Annotated in this window: 16 protein-coding genes; 6 read left to right on the forward strand and 10 right to left on the reverse strand. The window is 67.4% G+C overall.

What is annotated here, in order from left to right; genetic code table 11:
• The first annotated feature begins 125 nt into the window (after window positions 1–125).
• Window positions 126–1,025: a peptidylprolyl isomerase gene (locus IFT63_RS09715; protein ID WP_192083960.1), complete on the forward strand. Its 900-nt coding sequence runs from the start codon at window positions 126–128 to the stop codon at window positions 1,023–1,025.
• Between the two features lie 140 nt (window positions 1,026–1,165).
• On the forward strand, window positions 1,166–1,459 hold the full coding sequence (locus IFT63_RS09720) for a hypothetical protein (RefSeq protein ID WP_042615294.1): 294 nt from the start codon (window positions 1,166–1,168) through the stop codon (window positions 1,457–1,459).
• A 24-nt stretch (window positions 1,460–1,483) separates the two neighbouring features.
• On the opposite strand, the gene IFT63_RS09725 is transcribed toward IFT63_RS09720, so the two are convergent.
• Window positions 1,484–2,290: a DUF4349 domain-containing protein gene (locus tag IFT63_RS09725; RefSeq protein ID WP_042615295.1), complete on the reverse strand. Its 807-nt coding sequence runs from the start codon at window positions 2,288–2,290 to the stop codon at window positions 1,484–1,486.
• A gap of 107 nt (window positions 2,291–2,397) precedes the next feature.
• Here IFT63_RS09725 and IFT63_RS09730 point away from each other — a divergent pair, with 107 nt between their 5' ends.
• A complete protein-coding gene (locus tag IFT63_RS09730; protein ID WP_192083961.1) occupies window positions 2,398–4,209 on the forward strand; it encodes a DUF885 domain-containing protein in 1,812 nt (603 codons plus the stop codon).
• Window positions 4,210–4,299: 90 nt separating this feature from the next.
• Here IFT63_RS09730 and smrA read toward each other — a convergent pair whose 3' ends face one another.
• Complete coding sequence (gene smrA, locus IFT63_RS09735; RefSeq protein WP_192083962.1) at window positions 4,300–6,132, reverse strand: multidrug efflux ABC transporter SmrA; 1,833 nt, start codon at window positions 6,130–6,132, stop codon at window positions 4,300–4,302.
• Window positions 6,133–6,221: 89 nt separating this feature from the next.
• Complete coding sequence (locus IFT63_RS09740; RefSeq protein ID WP_192083963.1) at window positions 6,222–7,781, reverse strand: serine hydrolase; 1,560 nt, start codon at window positions 7,779–7,781, stop codon at window positions 6,222–6,224.
• A gap of 107 nt (window positions 7,782–7,888) precedes the next feature.
• Between IFT63_RS09740 and IFT63_RS09745 the strand changes: the two genes are divergently transcribed.
• Together IFT63_RS09745 and IFT63_RS09750 are read left to right on the forward strand one after the other, a co-directional pair.
• Window positions 7,889–8,719: a DUF72 domain-containing protein gene (locus tag IFT63_RS09745; protein ID WP_192083964.1), complete on the forward strand. Its 831-nt coding sequence runs from the start codon at window positions 7,889–7,891 to the stop codon at window positions 8,717–8,719.
• A gap of 39 nt (window positions 8,720–8,758) precedes the next feature.
• The gene (locus tag IFT63_RS09750; protein ID WP_192083965.1) at window positions 8,759–9,676 is read left to right on the forward strand and encodes a DMT family transporter; all 918 of its coding nucleotides are present in this window, start codon (window positions 8,759–8,761) and stop codon (window positions 9,674–9,676) included.
• Between the two features lie 5 nt (window positions 9,677–9,681).
• Here IFT63_RS09750 and IFT63_RS09755 read toward each other — a convergent pair whose 3' ends face one another.
• The 4 genes from IFT63_RS09755 to IFT63_RS09770 form a co-directional block, all read right to left on the reverse strand.
• On the reverse strand, window positions 9,682–10,404 hold the full coding sequence (locus IFT63_RS09755; RefSeq protein WP_042615301.1) for a pseudouridine synthase: 723 nt from the start codon (window positions 10,402–10,404) through the stop codon (window positions 9,682–9,684).
• A gap of 39 nt (window positions 10,405–10,443) precedes the next feature.
• Complete coding sequence (locus IFT63_RS09760; RefSeq protein WP_342450479.1) at window positions 10,444–12,060, reverse strand: diguanylate cyclase; 1,617 nt, start codon at window positions 12,058–12,060, stop codon at window positions 10,444–10,446.
• 156 nt (window positions 12,061–12,216) lie between these two features.
• Window positions 12,217–14,634 carry an EAL domain-containing protein gene (locus tag IFT63_RS09765; protein ID WP_249404363.1) on the reverse strand — a complete coding sequence of 806 codons (2,418 nt, stop codon included), beginning with the start codon at window positions 14,632–14,634 and terminating at the stop codon, window positions 12,217–12,219.
• A gap of 176 nt (window positions 14,635–14,810) precedes the next feature.
• Window positions 14,811–16,715, reverse strand: coding sequence for a DEAD/DEAH box helicase (locus IFT63_RS09770; protein WP_192083966.1), 1,905 nt, complete (start codon window positions 16,713–16,715; stop codon window positions 14,811–14,813).
• A 233-nt stretch (window positions 16,716–16,948) separates the two neighbouring features.
• Here IFT63_RS09770 and IFT63_RS09775 point away from each other — a divergent pair, with 233 nt between their 5' ends.
• Entirely contained in the window at window positions 16,949–17,182 is a 234-nt protein-coding gene (locus tag IFT63_RS09775; RefSeq protein WP_042615304.1) for an RNA-binding S4 domain-containing protein, read from the forward strand.
• 30 nt (window positions 17,183–17,212) lie between these two features.
• Here the strand turns inward: IFT63_RS09775 and ubiM are convergent, their stop codons facing one another.
• The 3 genes from ubiM to IFT63_RS09790 all read right to left on the reverse strand — a co-directional run bounded on the left by ubiM (window position 17,213) and on the right by IFT63_RS09790 (window position 19,435).
• Window positions 17,213–18,394, reverse strand: coding sequence for a 5-demethoxyubiquinol-8 5-hydroxylase UbiM (ubiM, locus tag IFT63_RS09780; protein WP_192083967.1), 1,182 nt, complete (start codon window positions 18,392–18,394; stop codon window positions 17,213–17,215).
• Between the two features lie 90 nt (window positions 18,395–18,484).
• Complete coding sequence (locus IFT63_RS09785) at window positions 18,485–18,874, reverse strand: MAPEG family protein (RefSeq protein ID WP_192083968.1); 390 nt, start codon at window positions 18,872–18,874, stop codon at window positions 18,485–18,487.
• A gap of 3 nt (window positions 18,875–18,877) precedes the next feature.
• Window positions 18,878–19,435, reverse strand: coding sequence for a DUF4019 domain-containing protein (locus IFT63_RS09790; RefSeq protein WP_192083969.1), 558 nt, complete (start codon window positions 19,433–19,435; stop codon window positions 18,878–18,880).
• Between the last annotated feature and the right edge of the window lie 2 nt (window positions 19,436–19,437).

Raw genomic sequence — 19,437 nt, forward strand, 5'->3', positions numbered from 1 at the left:
CTAGTGCGAAGTTCAACCTAGCGGAATAGGCCGGACGTCACGGTGCCGTGCGGCAGCCCCGCCGGGCGCTGGCAGGAAACCGTGGGCTCGCGCATGATCGGGCTCTCTTTACTGAAAGGCTCACCATGGACCGTCGCCCTGCCCTGTTGGCGCTTGCCCTGGCCACCTGCCTGCTGCCTTCGCTGGCGCCCGCGGCCACGCCCTACCGCAGCGCGCAGCAGATCCTGGAAGCCGCACCCGACCGCGACTGGCGCACGCCCGACCCGGCCAACCTGCTGTACATGGACCTGCCGGCCGGGAGGGTGATCATCGAGCTGGCGCCGCAGTTCGCGCCGCGCCACGTGGCCAACATCCAGACCTTCGCCCACGAGCATTTCTGGGACGGCACCAGCATCTACCGGTCGCAGGACAACTTCGTGGTGCAGTTCGGCGATGCCGACGCCGACGATGCCGCCAAGGCCAGGCCGATGGGATCGGCGCAGAAGAAACTGCCGGCCGAATTCGAACGGGCCACGGCGGGGTTGAAGGTCAGCCCGCTGCCCGATCGCGATGGCTGGGCGTCGCGCACCGGCTTCGTCGACGGCTTCCCGGTCGGCCAGGACATGAAGGACGGCAGGACCTGGCTGGCGCATTGCTATGGCGCGCTGGGCGCAGGTCGCAACAACGAAGAAGACAGCAGCGTGGGCGCTGAACTGTACGTGGTCACCGGCCAGTCGCCGCGCCAGCTGGACCGCAACATCACCGTGGTCGGCCGCGTACTGAAGGGCATGGAACTGCTCAGCGCCCTGCCACGGGGACCGGCGCCGATGGGCTTCTACGCGGATCCGAAGCAGCGGACACCGATCACCGCGATACGCCGCGCCAGCGATGTCCCCGCCGCCGAACGCACGCCGATCCAGGTGTTGCGCACCGACTCGAAAACCTTCGCCGATACCGTGGAAGCCCGACGCAACCGGGTCGATGATTTCTACAAACGGCCGGCCGGTCACATCGATCTGTGCAACATCCCGGTACCGGTGCGGTGACGCGCAGCGGCGCGGGCTGACCGCCACGCTGCCCGTGCAGCGCCGTACAGGAAGCGTGAGCAAGTTCCCCGCTCCACCCTCACCCGCTCTTTTCCGCCGGCTGGCTAGGCTGGAGTCCTGTTTCCCACCAGGACAACCCCATGGCCATGCTGCGACTGCGAATTACCGGAACCGAAGACGATGCGCGTGCGATCAGCGACCTGCTGCAGAGCATCGAAGGTATCGAGCATGTCGAGGAAACCGACGACCTGATGCCGAAGATGGACGACGACGATTCCAGTTCGGCCGGCCTGTCCGATGACATTGGTCCGGGCAGCCATGAACTGGAAGTGGAGGTGGGCAACGAAAGCACCGCGCAGAAGGTGCGCGATGCGGTGCAGGAGCTCGCCCTGGAGCTGGATGTCTTCGTCGAATACGAGACCGACGAGGGCTGATTCGGCGCGGTTGAAGGGGCGGGGTCAACCCGCCCTGCGCGCACGTCGCCGGCGCCACAGGCGCAGGCCGATCCAGCCGACGATGCTGCCGATCACCAGCACCGGCAGCAGCGCGGCGATGGCCCGTATCAGGTACGCGATACTGGTGGTGAGGATCGCTCCGGATTCGGACAGCGCCATGCCGATTTCATTGCGGCTGCGCTGTCCGGACGGTGCGTTGAACTGCATCGTCACCAGCTGCGTGTCGATGCGTCGACGCTGCTGGGCCGCGTCCTTGTTGGCCTGTTCCACCCCCGCCTCGATTTCCGACAGCCGCTGGGTGATGACCAGCAGGTCGGCCAGCTTGATGTCCTTGCTGTCCTGGTAGGCGAGCAGGCGCTCGTGCTCCTTCTGCAGGCGCGCCTTCGCCAATGCGGTATCCGCTACCTGCTGGGCGAGGTCTTCGGCGTGGGTGTTGCGCGAGGACACCTCCCCGCCCTGCCCGGCCAATCCGATGATCGGTTCCACACCCTTCGGCGCGATGCGCACGCGGATCGAACCGCTGGGGTACTCGCCGCCCTGCTGACCCACCTGCAGCACCGCGCAGTCGCCGAAACGGGCGGATTGGCAGGCATCGGCGATCTGCTTGACCCGCGGTCCGATCTTCGCCGCATCCAGGCGGATGTCCAGGTCATGTTCGTAGGCCAGCGACGCCCCTTCCGGCGACACCACCGCGCCGGCAGCACCGGCACCTGCATCGGTCGCCGCCTCATGCTGGCCACAGCCGGCCAGGGTCAGCAGCATGGCCAGCGCGCCGACCCAGCGCGGATGGCGCCTTGCTTCCTTGTGCATTGTGTCCCGTCCCTGCGTTGGAATGCGACGATGGTAATCCTTTGGCACGCAGACAGGGCGACGGCCCCGGCCTATGCTTGGCGATTGACCCCAAGACAGGATTTCCGATGCGCCAGCATCTCCTTGCCCTCGCCCTGATCGCTGCCCTCGGCGGCTGCCAGCAGGCCGACGCCCCGTCGTCCGCCACCCCGCCCGCCGCCGCGCCGGCGCAGGCCGCTGATGCCGCCGCCGATGCGGCCTTTGCCGATCTGTCCAAGCGTGCCCTGGACAGCTGGATGCAGCTTTCGCCCGTGGGTGCCACGCAGATCGGCGACCACCGCTTCGACAGCGAGATCGACGACCTCAGTGCCGCCGGCCAGCAGAAGACGCTGACCGCCTACAAGGGCCTGCTCGCCGAGCTGGAGAAATTGGACGTGGCCAAGCTGGGCCGCGAAAACCAGGTGGATGCGGCGATCCTGCGCAACCAACTGCAATCGGATATCTGGAATGCCGAAGTGCTGCAGTCGTCCAAGTGGGATCCGCAGATGTACAACGGCCTGGCAGGCAGCGCGATCTACGGCCTGATGGCGCGTGAGTTCGCCCCGCTGCCCGAGCGCCTGAAGTCGGCTACCGCGCGCATGGAGAAGATCCCGGCGATCTTCGCCCAGGCCCGCGAGAACCTGGATCCGGCACGCGTGCCGAAGATCCACGCCGAAACGGTGGCCAAGCAGAACCGCGGCATCCTCAGCATCGTCGATACCTTCATCACCCCGCACATCGGCGAACTGCCGCAGGCCGACCAGCAGCGCCTGCAGGCCGCCATCGACGGCCTGAAGAAGGCCGTGGACGAACAGCAGCAGTGGCTGGACAAGACCCTGGTGCCCAATGCCAAGGGCGAGTTCCGCGTTGGCGCCGAACTGTACGACCAGAAGCTGAAGTTCACGCTGAACTCCTCGCTGTCGCGGCAGGAGATCGGTGAGCGTGCACGTGCCGAACTCAAGCGCGTGCGCCAGGACATGTATGGCATCGCCCAGACCGTGCTGAAGGACAAGCCGGGCGCACCGCAGATGCCGGCCAACCCGAGCGACGACCAGCAGCAGAAGGCGATCGAAGCAGCGCTGGAACTGGCCTACGCCGACAAGCCGGCCCGCGACAAGGTCGTGGAAGATGCCAAGGCCGCACTGGACCAGTCCACCGCGTTCGTGCGCGAGCATGACCTGATGACCCTGCCCGATGCGCCGGTGGACATCATCCTGATGCCCGAATTCCAGCGCGGCGTGGCCGTGGCCTACTGTGATTCGCCCGGTCCGCTGGACAAGAACCTGAAGACCTTCTACGCGGTCTCGCCGATTCCGGATGACTGGAACGACAAGCAGGTCGACTCGTTCCTGCGCGAGTACAACTCCCGCATGATCCACCTGCTGAGCATCCACGAAGGCACCCCGGGCCACTACCTGGAAGGCTGGCATTCGGCCAAGTTCCCCTCCACGCTGCGCGCGGTGCTGCGCTCGGGCCTGTTCGCCGAAGGCTGGGCGGTCTACACCGAACGCATGATGCAGGAACAGGGCTACCTGGATAACGATCCGCTGTTCCACCTGGTGCAGCTGAAGTTCTACCTGCGCACCATTTCCAACGCGATCCTGGACCAGGGCGTGCACGTGGACAACTGGACGCGCGAACAGGCCATGCACCTGATGACCCACGATGCGTTCCAGCAGGAAAGCGAAGCGTCGGGCAAGTGGGTGCGCGCGCAGCTGACCTCCGCGCAGCTGCCGACCTACTTCGTCGGTGCGCAGGAACACTTCGACACGCGCAAGGCCGCGCAGGAAAAGCTGGGCGACCAGTTCAACCTGAAGGCGTACCACGACAAGATGCTGTCCTACGGCGCCCCGCCGGTGCGTTTCGCGCGCCAGCTGATGCTGGACCAGCCGATCGAGTAAGCGCTGCATCCGGTAGCGCCGAGCGTGGCTCGGCGCTATCTCTCCGTCAGCGGCCCGCTGCGCTCGCCGAGGACGGCTCGGCGCTACCGATCATCCGTCGGCGGCGACGAAGCCCCCGGTCTGGCGCGCCCACAGCCGCGCGTACAGACCGCCGGCCGCCACCAGTTCGGCATGCGTGCCCGTTTCCACGATGCGCCCCTGGTCCATCACCACCAGCCGGTCCATCCGCGCGATGGTCGACAACCGGTGCGCGATGGCGATCACCGTCTTGCCGCCCATCAGCTCGTCCAGGTTGTCCTGGATCGCCGCTTCCACCTCCGAATCCAACGCGGAGGTCGCTTCGTCCAGCACCAGGATCGGCGCGTCCTTCAGCAGCACCCGCGCGATCGCGATGCGCTGCCGCTGCCCGCCTGACAGCTTCACCCCGCGCTCGCCCACCAGCGCGTCGTAGCCTTGCCGCCCCTGGGCATCGACCAGCGAATCGATGAAGCCATCGGCACGCGCCTTGGCCACGGCCGCACGCAGCTCGGCTTCAGAGGCTTCGGGACGTCCGTACAACAGGTTGTCGCGGATCGAACGATGCAGCAGCGACGTATCCTGTGTGACGACGCCAATCTGCCCGCGCAGGCTTTCCTGGGTGACACCGGCGATGTCCTGCCCGTCGATCAGGATGCGTCCGCTCTCCAGGTCGTACAGACGCAGCAGCACGTTGACCAGGGTCGACTTGCCCGCGCCCGACGGCCCGACCAGGCCAATCTTCTCGCCCGGCTTCACCTGCAGGTCCAGCCCTGCGATCACCCCGCCGCGCTTGCCGTAGTGGAAGTGGATATCCTGGAAATGCACGCCACCGGCACTCACCTTGAGCGGCACGGCGTCGTCGCGATCCTGCACCGTCAACGGCTGGGAAATCGTGGTGATGCCATCCTGCACCGTGCCGATGTCCTCGAAAATGCCGTTGATGGTCCACATGATCCAACCAGACATGTTGTGGATGCGGATGACCAGGCCAGTGGCCAGGGTGATCGCACCGACCGTGATCAGCCCATCGTTCCACAGCCACAGCGCCAGTCCGCAGGTGCCGGCGATCAGGAACCCGTTGACGATGGCGATGGTCAGGTCCATCCCGCTGGTGATGCGCGTCTGCCGGCGATGCTTCTCGGCCAGCTCCTGGATGGATTCGGCGACGTAAGCCTGCTCGCGTCCGCCGTGGGCGAACAGCTTCAACGTGGGGATGTTGGTATAGCCATCGACGATGCGGCCCATCGCCTTGGACCTTGCTTCGGAGGCAATCCAGGCACGCTCCTTCGCCCGCGGCACGAAGTACACCATGATCACCGCGTAGGCCAGCATCCACAGCACCAGCGGGATCATCAGTCGCCAGTCGGCCTGGGCAAACAGGAACAGCGCGGTGCCGGTGTAGACCACGATGTACCAGAGCGAATCGACCATCTGCACGGCCGATTCGCGCAGCGAAGTGCCGGTCTGCATGACCCGGTTGGCCACGCTGCCGGCGAAATCGTTCTGGAAGAAGGTCAGGCTCTGGCGCACCACGTAGTTGTGCATTAACCAGCGCGAGCGGTTGCTCAGGCCCGGCACGATGGCCTGGTTGACCAGCAGGTTGTGCAGCCCCACCAGCACCGGCCGGGCGACCACGCAGACAACGACCATCCACAGCAGGTCCGACGCATGCCGCTGGAAGAACCCGGCTCCGGGCTGCTCGGCGACCATGTCCACGATGCGGCCGAGGAAATCGAACATCGCCACTTCCACCAGTGCCAGCAGCAGGCCGGCGACCAGCGTGGCCAGCAGCACCGGCCACACCGGGCGCAGGTAGAACAGGTAGAACTTGAACACGCTGCGCGGCGGCATGCGCTTGTCCACCGGCGGGAAGACCGGGATCAGGGATTCAAACCAGCGGAACATCACAGTCGCTCACAACGGGATAACCGGTGGATTATCCCACCGTAGGCATATCGGGTAGTGACGGCCGCTGGCCGTCATCCACGCCAACCTCATCCCTGCGGCACGAACAACAGATCCTGGAAGTCGAAACTGAAGTCGGTCAGCTCGGAGAGCGCCTGCATGCGTACCTCGCGAACCTTTCCGTCCGGGTCCAGGCTGAAGTTGACGAACGCATCGGCGTTGAGCGAGCGGTCGTCCCAGCGCACGATGAAGGTGTCGTGCTGCCAGTGTTCCAGCGTGCCGACCAGCTGCGCGGTCTTGTCGAACTGCAGGCGCAGCGCCTTCCCGCTGCGGGTGATATGCATGTCCCCGTACCAGCGGTCCCGGTAGCGGCCGGCATACCCGCCCAAGGCCAACGAGGGTGTGGTGCGTGCCGAGCGTGCCGCCTGGTGCTTGGCCCAGGCCGCGTCAGCCTTGTCACGACTTTTGTCCACCGCCTTGCCGTAGGCGTCCACCCAGTCATGCCGATCACCCCCCAGATAAGCATCGAGCACGCTCAGGGTGATGGCATTGAAGGCCGCGCCCGCTTCCTGGTTGGTCAGTACGACCACGCCCAGATTTTCGCCGGGCACCAGCGTCACCCGGGACACCATGCCCGGCCAGCCGCCGGTATGCCACACCAGCTTGCGGCCGCGGAAATCGCTCAGGCTCCAGCCTTCGGCGTAGCCGGCGAAGTTCGGCCGTGCCGGCGCCAGTTCCGCTACCGCCGGCTCGGCCACCACCTGCGGGGTGATCATCTGCCACATCTGCTGCTGGGTCTTGGCGCTGAACAGCGCACTGCCGTCGGCCAGCTTGCCCTGCGCCAGCTGCACCTGCATCCAGCGCGCCATGTCATGCACGCTGGAGTAGATGCCGCCGGCGCCGGCATTGTTCTGCCAGGTCAGCGGTGCCACCGTGCGCAGGTCGGTGAAATCGAACTTGGCATGGCCGACCGCGGCGTTGTCGCCGGGGCGCAGGTGGTCGGCGTTGTAGCGGGTGCCGGCCATGCCGACCTTGTCGAAGATGCGTTGCTGCAGGAAGTCCTGATAGGACTGTCCGGAGACCTTCTCGATCACCTGCTGCGCCACCGCGTACAGGATGTTGTCGTAGGCATAACGCTCGCGGAAACCGCCTTTCAGCGGCACCCTGCCCAACCGCTCCACCACCTCGGCGTTGCTGTAGCCGGTGGTCGGCCAGAACAGCAGGTCACCGGCGCCCAGGCCCAGCCCGCTGCGGTGCGAGAGCAGGTCGCGCAGGGTCATCTGCTGGGTCACGAACGGATCGGACATGCGGAACGACGGCAGGTGGTCGATCACCTTGTCGTCCATTCTCAGCTTGCCTTCTTCGGCCAGCAGGTTCAGCGACAGCGCGGTGAACGCCTTGGTGTTGGAGGCAATCGCAAACAGCGTATCGGCCTGCACCGGCTCCGGGCGGCCCTGCTCGCGCACGCCCCAGCCCTGCTCCAGCACCACCTTGCCGTCCTTGACCACGGCCACCGCGATGCCCGGCACGTCGAAGCGCGCGCGTACCCGCTCCACCGTGGCATCCAGATCCTGCAACGAGGCCGGAGTCGCCGCGCTCGCCAGCGTGGTAAAGGCCAGCAGCATGGCGCCTCCGATCAGGGTCTTCATCACGCACGTTCTCCAGAGTGGATGGCCGCGCCGAGCAGGCGCGCCGGGAATTCTCATGATGGTAACGGCCGGCGGTGCAGCCTTCCCCGTGCCAAAGGAGGGGTGGGATGGAGACAGGTGGAAAGACCAAAGGTAGTTCGACCTCGGCGCCGATCCGTTGCGGCATCGGCGGATGGGTATTCCCGGAGTGGCGCGGTGGCGTGTTCTATCCGGAGGGACTGCCGCAGCGCGAGGAACTGGCGTTCGCCAGCAATGCCCTGCGCTGCATCGAAATCAACGGTACGTTCTACCGCACGCCGACCCAGGCACAGTGCGCGCAGTGGGCCGCGCAGACACCGCCAGGCTTCCGTTTTTCGATGAAGGCCCCGCGTTACCTGGTGCAGCGGCGCGACCTGTCCGGCGTTGCCGAGGCCGCGCAGCCATTCCTGCAGGCTGCGCTGGGCCTGGGTGAACGCCTGGGCCCGCTGCTGTGGCAGTTCGCCCCCACTCACAAGGCCGATGCCGGCGCGCTGGCGGAGTTCATGCGGTCACTGCCAACCACCCTGCAGGGCGTGCCGCTGCAGCACGCGCTGGAGGTACGCAACCCCGCAGCAGTGAATGCCACGCTGGTGCAGGCAGCACGCATCCACAACATTGCCCTGGTCATCGAAGACAGCGACGAGGCCCCGTTGCACGGCGACCTCAGCGCCGACTTCGTCTACGCCCGGATCAAGCGCAGCCAAGCGCGCCTCCGTGCCGGCCTGCCTGCCCCGCTCCAGCAACGCTGGGCCGCGCGCGCGCAGGCATGGGCACACGGCAGCGCGGGCGAAGATCTTCCGCTGATCACACCGCCAGCCGATCCGACGCCGCGCGAGGTCTACCTGCTGTGCATCGGTGCGGGCAAGCGGCGCAACCCGGCGGCCGCCATCGCCCTGCAGCAGCGCTGCGACACACGCTGACCCATCGCCGCCGACGCTGGCTTGCCGCACAATACCGCGATGAGCAGCCCCGATACCCGCAAAGCCCTTTTCCAGATCCATTTCTGCGTGCTGCTGTGGGGCATCACGGCCATCCTTGGCAAGCTGATCACCCTGCCCGCGCTGCCGCTGGTGTGGTGGCGCATGCTGCTGGTGGTGGCCATGCTGGCACTGCTGCCGCGGGTGTGGCGGGGCCTGCGCAACATGCCCTGGCGGGTGGTCGCGGCTTACTCCGGCATCGGCGCGCTGGTCGCGCTGCACTGGCTCACCTTCTACGGCGCGGTGAAGCTGGCCAATGCCTCGGTCGCCGCCACCTGCATCGCGCTGGCCCCGGTGTTCACCTCCATCATCGAACCCTGGGTGGCCAAGCGACCATTCCAGCTGCGCGAACTGCTGTTCGGCATCGCGGTGCTGCCCGGCGTGGCGCTGGTGGTGGGCGGGGTGCCCGAAGGCATGCGCCTGGGGGTGCTGGTAGGTGCAATGTCGGCGTTGCTGGTGGCGGTGTTCGGTTCACTCAACAAACGCATGGTCAGCCATGCCGATCCACTGACGGTCACCGCGCTGGAACTGGGCGCCGGCACCCTGACCCTGACCCTGCTGGCACCGCTGATGCCGTTCCTGCTGCCCGCCCTGGCCAGCCCGCTGTGGGTGCTGCCGGACCTGCACGACGGCATCCTGCTGCTGGTGCTGGCCGGCTTCTGTACCCTGCTGCCGTTCGCGCTGGCGCTGGTCGCGCTGCGCCACCTCAGCGCCTACACCGTGCAGCTGGTGACCAACCTGGAGCCGGTGTACGCGGTGATCCTGGCGGTGGTGCTGCTGCGTGAGCAGCACGAGGTGGCGGGCTGGTTCTACGTCGGCGTCGCCGTCATCGTTGGGGCGGTCTTCCTGCATCCACTGCTCAACCGTCGCCGCCCCGTCCAGCACCCCGAACTGATCTGACCTTCCTACCAGTCGACCTGCCCCGGCAGCAGCCCGCGCAGTTCCGGCTCGCTGAGGTTGCGCCACTGGCCCGGCTTGAGCGCGCCGATCTTGATGTTGTCGATTCGCACGCGGCGCAGCTGGGTCACCCGGAAACCAAACTCGGCCGCCATCAGGCGGATCTGCCGGTTCAGGCCCTGCTGCAGGGTGATGCGGAAACCGAACTTGGCGATGCGCGAAGTACGGCACGGCAGGGTCATCTGGTCGTGGATGCGCACACCGCGCGCCATCGCGCGCAGGAACTCGTCGGTCACCGGCTTGTTCACCGCCACCAGGTACTCCTTCTGGTGGCCGTTTTCCGCGCGCAGGATCTGGTTGACGATGTCGCCATTGCTGGTCATCAGGATCAGGCCTTCGGAATCCTTGTCCAGCCGGCCGATCGGGAAGATGCGCTGCTCGTGCCCGACGAACTCGACGATGTTTCCCTTCACCGAACTTTCGGTGGTGCAGGTCACCCCGACCGGCTTGTTGAGCACGATGTAGACGTGGCGGCGGCCGCCCGGGCGACTGGCCTGGCGGGCGCGCAGGGGCTGGCCGTCGACCAGCACCTTGTCCTCCTCGCCGACCACCGCGCCGGTACCGGCGGGACGTCCATTGACAGTGACGCGGCGGTCGCTGATCAGCCGGTCGGCCTCGCGACGGGAGCAGAAGCCGGTTTCGGCGATGTATTTGTTGATGCGGATGGTCATGCCCCCATTATCCGGCATTGTCGTGCCCACGGCATCCGTTCATAGCGGGCGCACCGCGTCCAGCTGCTCGCCATCCATCACCCGGTCACGCCCCGCGCGCTTGGCGCCGTACATCGCATGGTCGGCCCGGCGCAGCAGTGCGGCCAGGTCATCGTGGTCGGGCCGCCACTGGGCCAGGCCGATGCTGGCGGTGAGTGCCAGGCCGTCCACCTGCAGCGCCATCCCGGCCTCGGTGATCCGGCGCCCCACCTGCTGCAGCCTCGCCGCGGCAACATCGCGCGGAGCGCCCGGCAACAGCAGCAGGAACTCCTCCCCGCCCATCCGGAACACCTCGTCACGGCCTCGCAGGGCGCCGCGCAGGGCCCCGGCAACCGCCTGCAGCACCGCATCGCCGGTATCGTGGCCGTGGCGATCGTTGATTTCCTTGAACAGGTCGATGTCGAGGAAACCGATCACCAGCGGTGCGCCCTCGGCACGTGCGCGTTCGATCTGCACGCCCAGCTCGCGCAGCCCGGCGCGCCGGTTGGGCAGGCCGGTCAGGTAATCGGTGTCGGCCAGCTGGCGCATCTCGTCACGTTGTTCGCGCAGGTTGCCCAGGCGCTGGTTGAGCGCATAGGCGGCCATCATCAGCAACCAGGTCACCGCCAGCTGCAGGGCTTCGACACGATGGGCCAGCAGCCACTGGGCGCGCGCCAGGTCGGCCACGATCATCACCAGGAACGGTGCCAGCGCGACCAACCCGATACTGGCCCAGCGGTCGTTGCGCGACCATGCCCACACCCCCGCCAGCAGGGCCGCCACGCAGCCGGCGAAATGGGCCGCCTCCAGCACATCCGACGTCCAGCCCAGCAACGTCCAGTCCATCCAGGGCACCAGCAGCGCCACCGCGAACAAGGCGCAACCCACGGCCGACACCACGCCACGCGAACGCGGCCAGGCGCGATGACCTGCATTGAGTCGCCACAGCATCGGGAGCAGCACGGCCTGTGCGCAGGCGGTCAGGCCTACCAGCCACCAGGCACTGTCCACCCCGATCGGGAACCATGGCTCGGGATACCCGCTCAGTCCCCCCAGCACCGCCTGCCACAGCACGAACACAGCGCAGGCACCGACGTACATCAGGAAAATGCGGTCACGGGAGGTGAAAAATCCCATCAGGGACGACAGCGCCAGCGCCAGCGCGACCGCCACGCAGGCGGTACGCACCAGCAGCCGGGCGGTATCACGCTGCTGCACCGGGCTGGGCGCGCCGAGCCGCAGCGTGGGGCCCCAGCGCTCCTTCAGCGGGGTCGCCCAGGACACGTGGATCGGCTCGCGGCTTCCAGCGCGGGGGACGGTCACCATGCCGATGCCCGCGCGGAACCGCGAGTCACGCGTACGCGCATCGCCCATGTTGCCGCAGATCTCACGGTCACCATGACGGATGGATACCTCCCCGGCGAAGACATTGAACACGTCCAAGGCCTGCGGCTGGCCGGACCATCCGCCCTCCGGCGCGGGGATATCCAGCTGCTGGCGCTGTCCGCGCAGCATGTAGCCCTCACACGCGCGATGTGGCGTCGGCTCGTCGGTCGCCTCGCCCAGCAGCAGGTAGTCGCGCACCGGCTGCGGTGCGGCGATGGCATTGCACAACGACAGCAGGCTGGAAAGCAGCACTGCAGCCAGCACCCACCCGCCCCTGTTCCAGCGGCCCGAACGTACCCTCGTGCTCCCCACGCAACACCCGCCTGCTTGCCATCCGTGTCGGGAGATTATCGCAGCCCGGCCGATTTCACGCCGGACCGCCGACGCGCGCGGGAGCGACGACACGCTTCAACCGCGACCCAGCCACTTCCCCTGGGTGCCATGCCGCACGGGGTGCAGGGCGGTCTGGGTGATCCGCTCCAGCGGCTGCGGACGTTCGATCGCATAGCCCTGCAATCCCTGCACGCCCATCTCCACCAGCTGCGCCGCCTGCTCTTCGGTTTCCACCCACTCGGCGATCACCTCCAGCTGCAGTTCGCGCCCCAGCGCGGCGATGGCGCGCACGGTGGCACGGCTGACCGGGTCGGTCAGCATGTCGCGCACGAAGGTTCCATCGATCTTCAGCAGGTCCGCCGACAGCTGCCGCAGGTAAGCAAAGGAGGAAAGCCCCGAGCCGAAGTCATCCAAGGCGATGCGGCAGCCACGCGCCTTCACTGCATCGATGAATTCCCGCGCCTGGGCCAGGTTGCTGATCACCGCCGTTTCGGTGATCTCGAAGCACAGCCGCTTGGCAAGCGTGCGGTTGCGTTCCAGCAGGTCGTTGACGAAGGTCAGGAAACTCGGCTCGGCGATCGACTGCGCCGAAACGTTGACGTTGCACAGACCCAGCCGCGCCACGTGCGCCGGACAGACCTGCAGGTGGCGGAACAACATGGACAGCACGCAGCGGTCCAGCGACATCCCCATGCCATAGCGTTCAACGGCGCCGATGAACTCGCCCGGACCGTGCAACACGCCCTGCTCATCGCGCATGCGCACGAGCACCTCGTAATGCAGGTAGTCCGGCTCGCCGACGGTCGCTATACGCTGTGCATACAGCAGCATCCGGCCATCGGCGATGGCGTGGCTGACCCGACGCAGCCGTTCGGCCTCGCCGCGGTGCTCGTCCAACGCCAGCCGGTCTTCGTTGAAACAGTGCACCCGGTTGCGCCCGCCCTGCTTGGCGGCGTAGCAGGCGCTGTCGGCCGCGCCCATCAACCAGTTCACGTCCGGCGTATCGGCGCGTACTTCGACTACGCCCACGCTACAGCTGATCTTCAGCGTGTCGTCGCCGAACTCGATGCTGGCCTGGCCCAGCGTGCGGATCACGCGCTGCAGGACCCGCCGTGCCTCCTCCTGGCTCGCGCGGGCGAGAAACAGCGCGAACTCGTCCGCTCCCAGCCGGCCGACCCAGTCCCCTTCGCGCACCGCCCCCTTGAGGTGTTCGGCGAAGGCCCGCAGCATCTGGTCACCTGCCGCGTGCCCGACCGCTTCATTGACCAGCTTGAAGTGGTCCAGGTTGAGATGGCACAGCGCGTGCACGCCGCCGTCGTCGCGCACCTGCTGCAACGCCAGTTCAAGCTGCCGTTCGATCTCGCGGCGGTTGATCAGGCCGGTCAACACATCGTGGCTGGCATGGTGCTGCACCTGCCGGGCCAACACGTGGTTCTGCGTGACATCCTCGACGATGGCGAAGATCGACGTGCCCTGCTTGCCACGGTGGACAGCGGTGCCGCTCCAACGCCCCCACATCAGGCTGCCATCGGCGCGCAGGAAGCGCAGCTCGCCGGCCTCCAGCTGACGGGGCCAGTCGATCTCCCCCTCGCCGTCCAGTACCAGCTCTCCTTCGGCCAGCAGCTGGCGCAGGTGCATGTGCACCAGCTGCTCGCGGGGTCGCTGCAGCAGATCGGACAGGGCCTGGTTGACCTCCATCAGGCCTCCGCCGCTGTCGATTTTCAGCATGCCCACGCTGGCCTGGTAGAAGGCCGCACGGAAGCGCGTCTCCTGTTCCATCAGGTCGATGCGTACACGCCGGGCCAGCAGCACCGCCACGATCGCGATCGCCACCACCGACAGCGCGCCGACGACGAGGGTCGTCATGCGCACCAGCGCGGACATGTTCACCAGCGCCAGCGAGAATCGGCGCGCCGTGTCCTGCAGCTGCATGTCCAGTTGCTGCAGCCGCCTCTCATACCGCACCGCGTCCTGGGCCGCGATGGCCCCCCCGGACAGCCGCTGCTCCAGTTCGTCGCTTATCGCGGCGATTTCCAGCAGCGGCGAATCGGTTTCCCGCCACAGCTGCGAGGCCTGGCGGAAATAGGCAAGGTCGCGCCCGTAGCGGTAGGACAGGATCAGCCGGTTCACATCGCCGCGTGCATTTCCACCGCGCAGGAACGCCGCGCGGGCTGCATGGGTATCCGGCGGTTGCTGCTCCAGTGCCAGGCGGGCCTGCAGATCAGCCAGCGGCACGTCGAGCTGCATACGTGCCTGCTGCAGATCCGTCGCGTGGCCGCTTTCCAGATACCGGTGCAGCGAGGCGACCGCCTGCTGTTGGGCACGCGACCAGTGGCTCTGGCCGACGATCCAGGCGGTAGAGGCAGCCTGCAGTTCCTGGATGAGCGCGGAGATGCCCACCAGGCCGACCGCCATGCCGGTGAGCAGCGCAAAGCGCAGTGTCAGGCCGCGTGCCCTTGCACGCTGCCGCGTCCCCGCACCGGCCTCAACCATACCTGGAACCCCCCGAATCCGTGGTAGATCCTGCTTGCTGCCTGCGCATCATGCACGCTGGAATCGGCGCTGTCTGCACCCCCGGTGGACCGCCCATCGCTGGCCGGATGCCTGTCCCGGGACAAAAAAAACGCCAGCCCGGAGGCTGGCGTTGTATTCATCAGATCACGTGCGGATCAGACGTTGCGCGGACCACGCGGCTTGAAGCCTTCGCGACGCGGCGGCCGATCATTGCCGCCCGGGGCGCCCGGACCGCCCGGACCACTGCGGCGCGGACCGCCCTTGTCGAAACGCGGCTTGGACGGGGCACGTGGTGCCTGGCTGATGTCCTCGCCCGGCTCCACGCGGCGCATGTTGAGCTGCTGGCCGGACACCCAGACTTTCTTCAGGTGGGTCAGCACGTCCTGCGGCATGTCGATCGGCAGGTCGAGCACCGAGAAACCGTCGTGGATGTCGATGCGCCCGATGAAGCGGCTTTCCAGCCCGGCTTCGTTGGCGATGGCGCCGACGATGTTGGCCGGCTTCACGCCATGCTGGTGGCCCACTTCGATACGGAAGGTTTCCATGCCCTGTTCCGGTGCACCGCGCGGCGGCATCTCACGGCGCGGACGCTCCTGGAAAACTTCGCCTTCGGCGCGCGGGGCGCGGTCGAACTTCGGGCGCTCGCCGCGATCGAAGCGATCATTCCGCTCCGGACGGTCGGCGCGCTCGAACCGCTCGCGCGGGGCACGTTCTTCGCGCGGCGCACGCACCGGCGGCTGCAGCAGGAACGGGGTGTCACCCTGCATCATCTTGGCCAACGCGGCCGCGATGTCGATCGCCGGCACGTTGTTCTCGCCTTCGAAGCGCTCCAGCAGCTGCCGGTAGAAGTCCAGTCCGCCCTGGCCCAGCGTTTCGCTGATGCGCGCGGTGAACTTGTTGACGCGGTTGTCGTTGACCGCTTCCACGCTGGGCAGCTGCATTTCTTCGATCGGCTGGCGGGTGGCGCGCTCGATCTGGCGCAACATGCCCTTTTCGCGCGGGGTGGCGAACAGGATCGCCTCACCGCTGCGGCCGGCACGGCCGGTACGGCCGATGCGGTGCACATAGCTTTCGGTGTCGTACGGGATGTCGTAGTTCAGCACGTGGCTGATGCGTTCCACGTCCAGGCCGCGCGCGGCCACGTCGGTGGCGACCAGGATGTCCAGCTTGCCTTCCTTCAGCATGGCGATGGTGCGCTCACGCTGGGCCTGCTGCATGTCGCCATTGATGGCGGCGGCGGCCAGGCCACGGGCCTGCAGCTTGCCGGCAAGCTCTTCGGTGCCGGCCTTGGTGCGGGCGAAGATGATCATCGCATCGAACGGCTCGACTTCCAGGATGCGGGTCAGCGCATCCAGCTTGTGCATGCCGCTTACCCACCAGTAACGCTGGCGGATGTTCGCCGAGGTGGTCGTCTTGTTGACGATGGTGACTTCGGCCGGATCCTTCAGGTAGGTCTGGGCGATGCGACGGATGGCCGGCGGCATGGTGGCCGAGAACAGCGCGACCTGGCGCTTCTCCGGCAGCTTCTTCAGCACCGCTTCGACGTCGTCGATGAAGCCCATGCGCAGCATTTCATCGGCTTCGTCCAGCACCAGCGTCTTCAGCTCGGACAGGTCCAGGGTGCCGCGGTTCAGATGGTCGATGACGCGGCCGGGGGTGCCCACCACGATGTGCACGCCACGACGCAGCGCGGACAACTGGGTGGCATACGGCTGGCCGCCGTACACCGGCAGCACGCGGAAGCCGGCGATCTTCGAGGAATAGGTCTGGAAGGCCTCGGCGACCTGGATCGCCAGTTCGCGGGTCGGCGCCAGCACCAGGGCCTGCGGCTTGCTTTGCTGCAGGTCGATGTTGGACAGTACCGGCAGGGCGAACGCAGCGGTCTTGCCGGTGCCGGTCTGGGCCTGGCCCAGCACGTCGCGGCCTTCCAGCATCGCCGGGATGGTGGCGGCCTGGATCGGCGAGGGGGTTTCGTAACCGACGGCGGCAACCGCCTGCATCACGGGCTCGGAAAGGCCGAGCTGCGCGAACTGCAGCGGCGCCTGGGTATCTTGGGACATGGGGAACTCCGAAGGCACTGCCACGAACGTGGCAGGCGAAAAAAGGGGGTTATTTTGCGCTTAGGGCGCCCTTCTGACGCGTGCCCCGGCGCTTTTTCGAGTGCATAGCTTACAGCACCTTGCATGAACGACGTGCACGGCGTGTCATCGCTGTCCGCCTGGCCGCCCGCGGACCCGGTGCGTGGGGCTCGCGCCTGCCTCACAATGGGCGCCATTCACTTCAGGAACACCCCATGCAGATCCTTGAATTCGACCTCGACGGCGAGTACGTCGAGCTGAAGCAGCTGCTCAAACTGACCGACCTGGTCAGCAGTGGCGGCGAAGCCAAGATGGCCATCAGCGAAGGCCTCGTGCTGGTCGATGGGGCCGTCGAACTGCGCAAGGCCTGCAAGATCCGCGCGGGCCAGCAGGTGGAATTCAATGACAGCGTGATCCGCGTGCTGGCGCTGCCACCCGAAGCCGAGTAATCCCGGCACAGCTGGGTTCGTGGCCGGCTCCTACCCTGCCACGGGCTGGGTAAGCCGGTGGGCGATCAACCGGCGGAACGGGCGCACGCCCTGCGCGATGCGGAGCCCGGCCGCGCGCACCAGCCGCGCCGGCACGCGATCATCGGTGTAGAGCCGGGCGATGGCGTTGGTGGTTTCGTACAGCGCGCGCGAGGCCACCCGGTGCTCGCGCTGATAGCGCGCGAGCATGCGTGCATCGGCGATGTCCGCCCCCCGCGCCTGTTGCGCGATGACCAGCCGGGCGAGCCGCTGCTGGCTGGCCAGGCCCAGGTTGAACCCATGTGCGGTCACTGGATGCATGCCCACCGCCGCATCACCAATGAGCGCCGCCCCGGCGGCGATGAAGCGTTCGGCATATACGCCCACCAGCGGATATGCCTGCGGCGTAGTAACCGGGTGCATGTGGCCCAGCCGGTGTTCGAAGAACCCGCTGACCGCTTCACCGAACGCGGCACCGTCCATCGCCAGCAGCGCCTCGGCCTGCCGTGGCGGCAGGGTGACCACCGCCGATGCCAAACCGTCGTTGAGCGGCAGCAGCGCCATGGTGCGGCCATAGCCGAACCATTCCCACGCCGTGTGGTGGTGGTCGCGCTCGACCTGCATCCGGCACACCAGCATCGTTTTGCCGAAGTCCTGCAGGCGCGCACCGATCCCCAGCATGCGCCGGGTGGAAGAGAACCGGCTGTCAGCCGCCACCACCAGCCGTGCCTGCACGATGCTGCCGTCGTCGAGCAGCACCTGCTGGCCACCATCGACCGCACGCGCGCCCTGCACCCTGCGTCCGTCGCGCAGCTCCAGGCCCGGCTGGTCCTGGACGGCATCCCACGCCGCGCGGCGGATCAGGTGATTGGGCACCAGCCAGCCCAGCGGATCGCCGCTGCGGCGGTCGCTGGCGAAGGTCAACGCGAACGGCGAGCGCCCATCCAGCACTCGCGCGTCGCGCAGTTCGGCGATTTCCGCGGCAGGCAGCCGTTGCCATAGGTGCAGGTCCTGCAGGACCTGGCGCGAGGCATGGGTCATCGCGATTTCGCGGCCATCGAAGGCCGCTTCGGCCAGCGCCTGGCGCGGCTGCGGCTCGACCAGGGTGACCTGCAACCCGCTGCCCGCCAATGCGCGCGCAAAGCAGAGTCCAGCCGGGCCTGCGCCCACCACCACCACATCCGTGCCGTGCATGCTGCTGCTCCCCAGTTCCATGTCCAGCGCCAGCATAGCGATGCCGGCACGCGCGGCGCCTTGATCTGGATCAGGCGCCGCGGTGACGGCTCACAGCAGGGCCCACAGCAGCATCAGGATGCCGACCAGCGACACCACCCATGCCAGGCTGCGCACGTAAGGGATGCCGGCTGCATACAACGGCACGTAGGCCAGTCGCGCCCAGAAATACAGCTGCACCGCCAATGCCGTACTGCTGTCCTGCCTGCCCGCCACCACCACCGCGATGGCAGCAGCGGCGAACACCGCGAAGGTTTCCAGGAAGTTGGCCTGCGCGCGTTGAAGGCGCCCCGCCAGCAGCCCAGGCCGCGGCGGCTGGCCATCGCGGGCCGAGGCATTCCAGTGCGTGCCACGCTCGCGGGTGATCGCCGCAGCGGCAAGCATCACCTGCGCCAGCCCGAGCACCCCGGCCCAGGCCAGCATCTGCAGTTCGATGGCCATCGCTCAGGTCCCCGGCGCGCGGACGCTGTAGCCGGCAAGACGCCAGACGCGGTCTTCATCCAGGCGGAAGCTGACCAGTTCGCGTACCGGCTGTGCGCTCTTCTCGAAACGGGTCGGGTAGGTCACGTTGAGGTACAGGCCTTCAGGCACCGCCGCACCGGCATTGAAGCGGACCCGGCTGATGCTCGGCTGGCCCCTGCCGACCAGCGCGCCGAGGCGAGCGCGATCAGCGGCGACCTGCTTGGCGAACGCATCGCGGGCAACTGCCTTGCGTGCCACCGACGAGGCGCCATCCCACAGCTGTGCGGCCTGTCCGCCATCGACCAGGCGAACGGCCTGCAGGGCAGCCGCGCTCATTTCGGCATTCTGTTTGTCCAGCTGGGCCTGCTGGGCCGGGGTGAGCTGCTGGGCCGGCGTGCCCGGCCGTGCGGCGGCCGGAGCGGTAGCCGGCGCGGCAGGCGCAGCGGCAGGTCGCGGCGCCGACTGCGCGGCCGGCTGGGGCTGCTGGGCCCCTGCGGTGAACGGCAGCAGCAGGGACAACACCATCAACGAACGCTTCATCG

Origin of the sequence: Stenotrophomonas sp. CFBP 13724 (genome assembly GCF_014841975.1) — a bacterium.
GTDB classification, from domain to species: domain Bacteria; phylum Pseudomonadota; class Gammaproteobacteria; order Xanthomonadales; family Xanthomonadaceae; genus Stenotrophomonas; species Stenotrophomonas lacuserhaii.

What these genes read in the sequence shown, in the direction of transcription:
- IFT63_RS09715 (WP_192083960.1), top strand. Translation starts at nt 126, where the DNA reads ATGGACCGTCGCCCTGCCCTGTTGGCGCTTGCCCTGGCCACCTGCCTG.
- IFT63_RS09720 (WP_042615294.1), top strand. Translation starts at nt 1,166, where the DNA reads ATGGCCATGCTGCGACTGCGAATTACCGGAACCGAAGACGATGCGCGT.
- IFT63_RS09725 (WP_042615295.1), bottom strand. Translation starts at nt 2,290, where the DNA reads ATGCACAAGGAAGCAAGGCGCCATCCGCGCTGGGTCGGCGCGCTGGCC.
- IFT63_RS09730 (WP_192083961.1), top strand. Translation starts at nt 2,398, where the DNA reads ATGCGCCAGCATCTCCTTGCCCTCGCCCTGATCGCTGCCCTCGGCGGC.
- smrA (WP_192083962.1), bottom strand. Translation starts at nt 6,132, where the DNA reads ATGTTCCGCTGGTTTGAATCCCTGATCCCGGTCTTCCCGCCGGTGGAC.
- IFT63_RS09740 (WP_192083963.1), bottom strand. Translation starts at nt 7,781, where the DNA reads ATGAAGACCCTGATCGGAGGCGCCATGCTGCTGGCCTTTACCACGCTG.
- IFT63_RS09745 (WP_192083964.1), top strand. Translation starts at nt 7,889, where the DNA reads ATGGAGACAGGTGGAAAGACCAAAGGTAGTTCGACCTCGGCGCCGATC.
- IFT63_RS09750 (WP_192083965.1), top strand. Translation starts at nt 8,759, where the DNA reads ATGAGCAGCCCCGATACCCGCAAAGCCCTTTTCCAGATCCATTTCTGC.
- IFT63_RS09755 (WP_042615301.1), bottom strand. Translation starts at nt 10,404, where the DNA reads ATGACCATCCGCATCAACAAATACATCGCCGAAACCGGCTTCTGCTCC.
- IFT63_RS09765 (WP_249404363.1), bottom strand. Translation starts at nt 14,634, where the DNA reads ATGGTTGAGGCCGGTGCGGGGACGCGGCAGCGTGCAAGGGCACGCGGC.
- IFT63_RS09770 (WP_192083966.1), bottom strand. Translation starts at nt 16,715, where the DNA reads ATGTCCCAAGATACCCAGGCGCCGCTGCAGTTCGCGCAGCTCGGCCTT.
- IFT63_RS09775 (WP_042615304.1), top strand. Translation starts at nt 16,949, where the DNA reads ATGCAGATCCTTGAATTCGACCTCGACGGCGAGTACGTCGAGCTGAAG.
- ubiM (WP_192083967.1), bottom strand. Translation starts at nt 18,394, where the DNA reads ATGCACGGCACGGATGTGGTGGTGGTGGGCGCAGGCCCGGCTGGACTC.
- IFT63_RS09785 (WP_192083968.1), bottom strand. Translation starts at nt 18,874, where the DNA reads ATGGCCATCGAACTGCAGATGCTGGCCTGGGCCGGGGTGCTCGGGCTG.
- IFT63_RS09790 (WP_192083969.1), bottom strand. Translation starts at nt 19,435, where the DNA reads ATGAAGCGTTCGTTGATGGTGTTGTCCCTGCTGCTGCCGTTCACCGCA.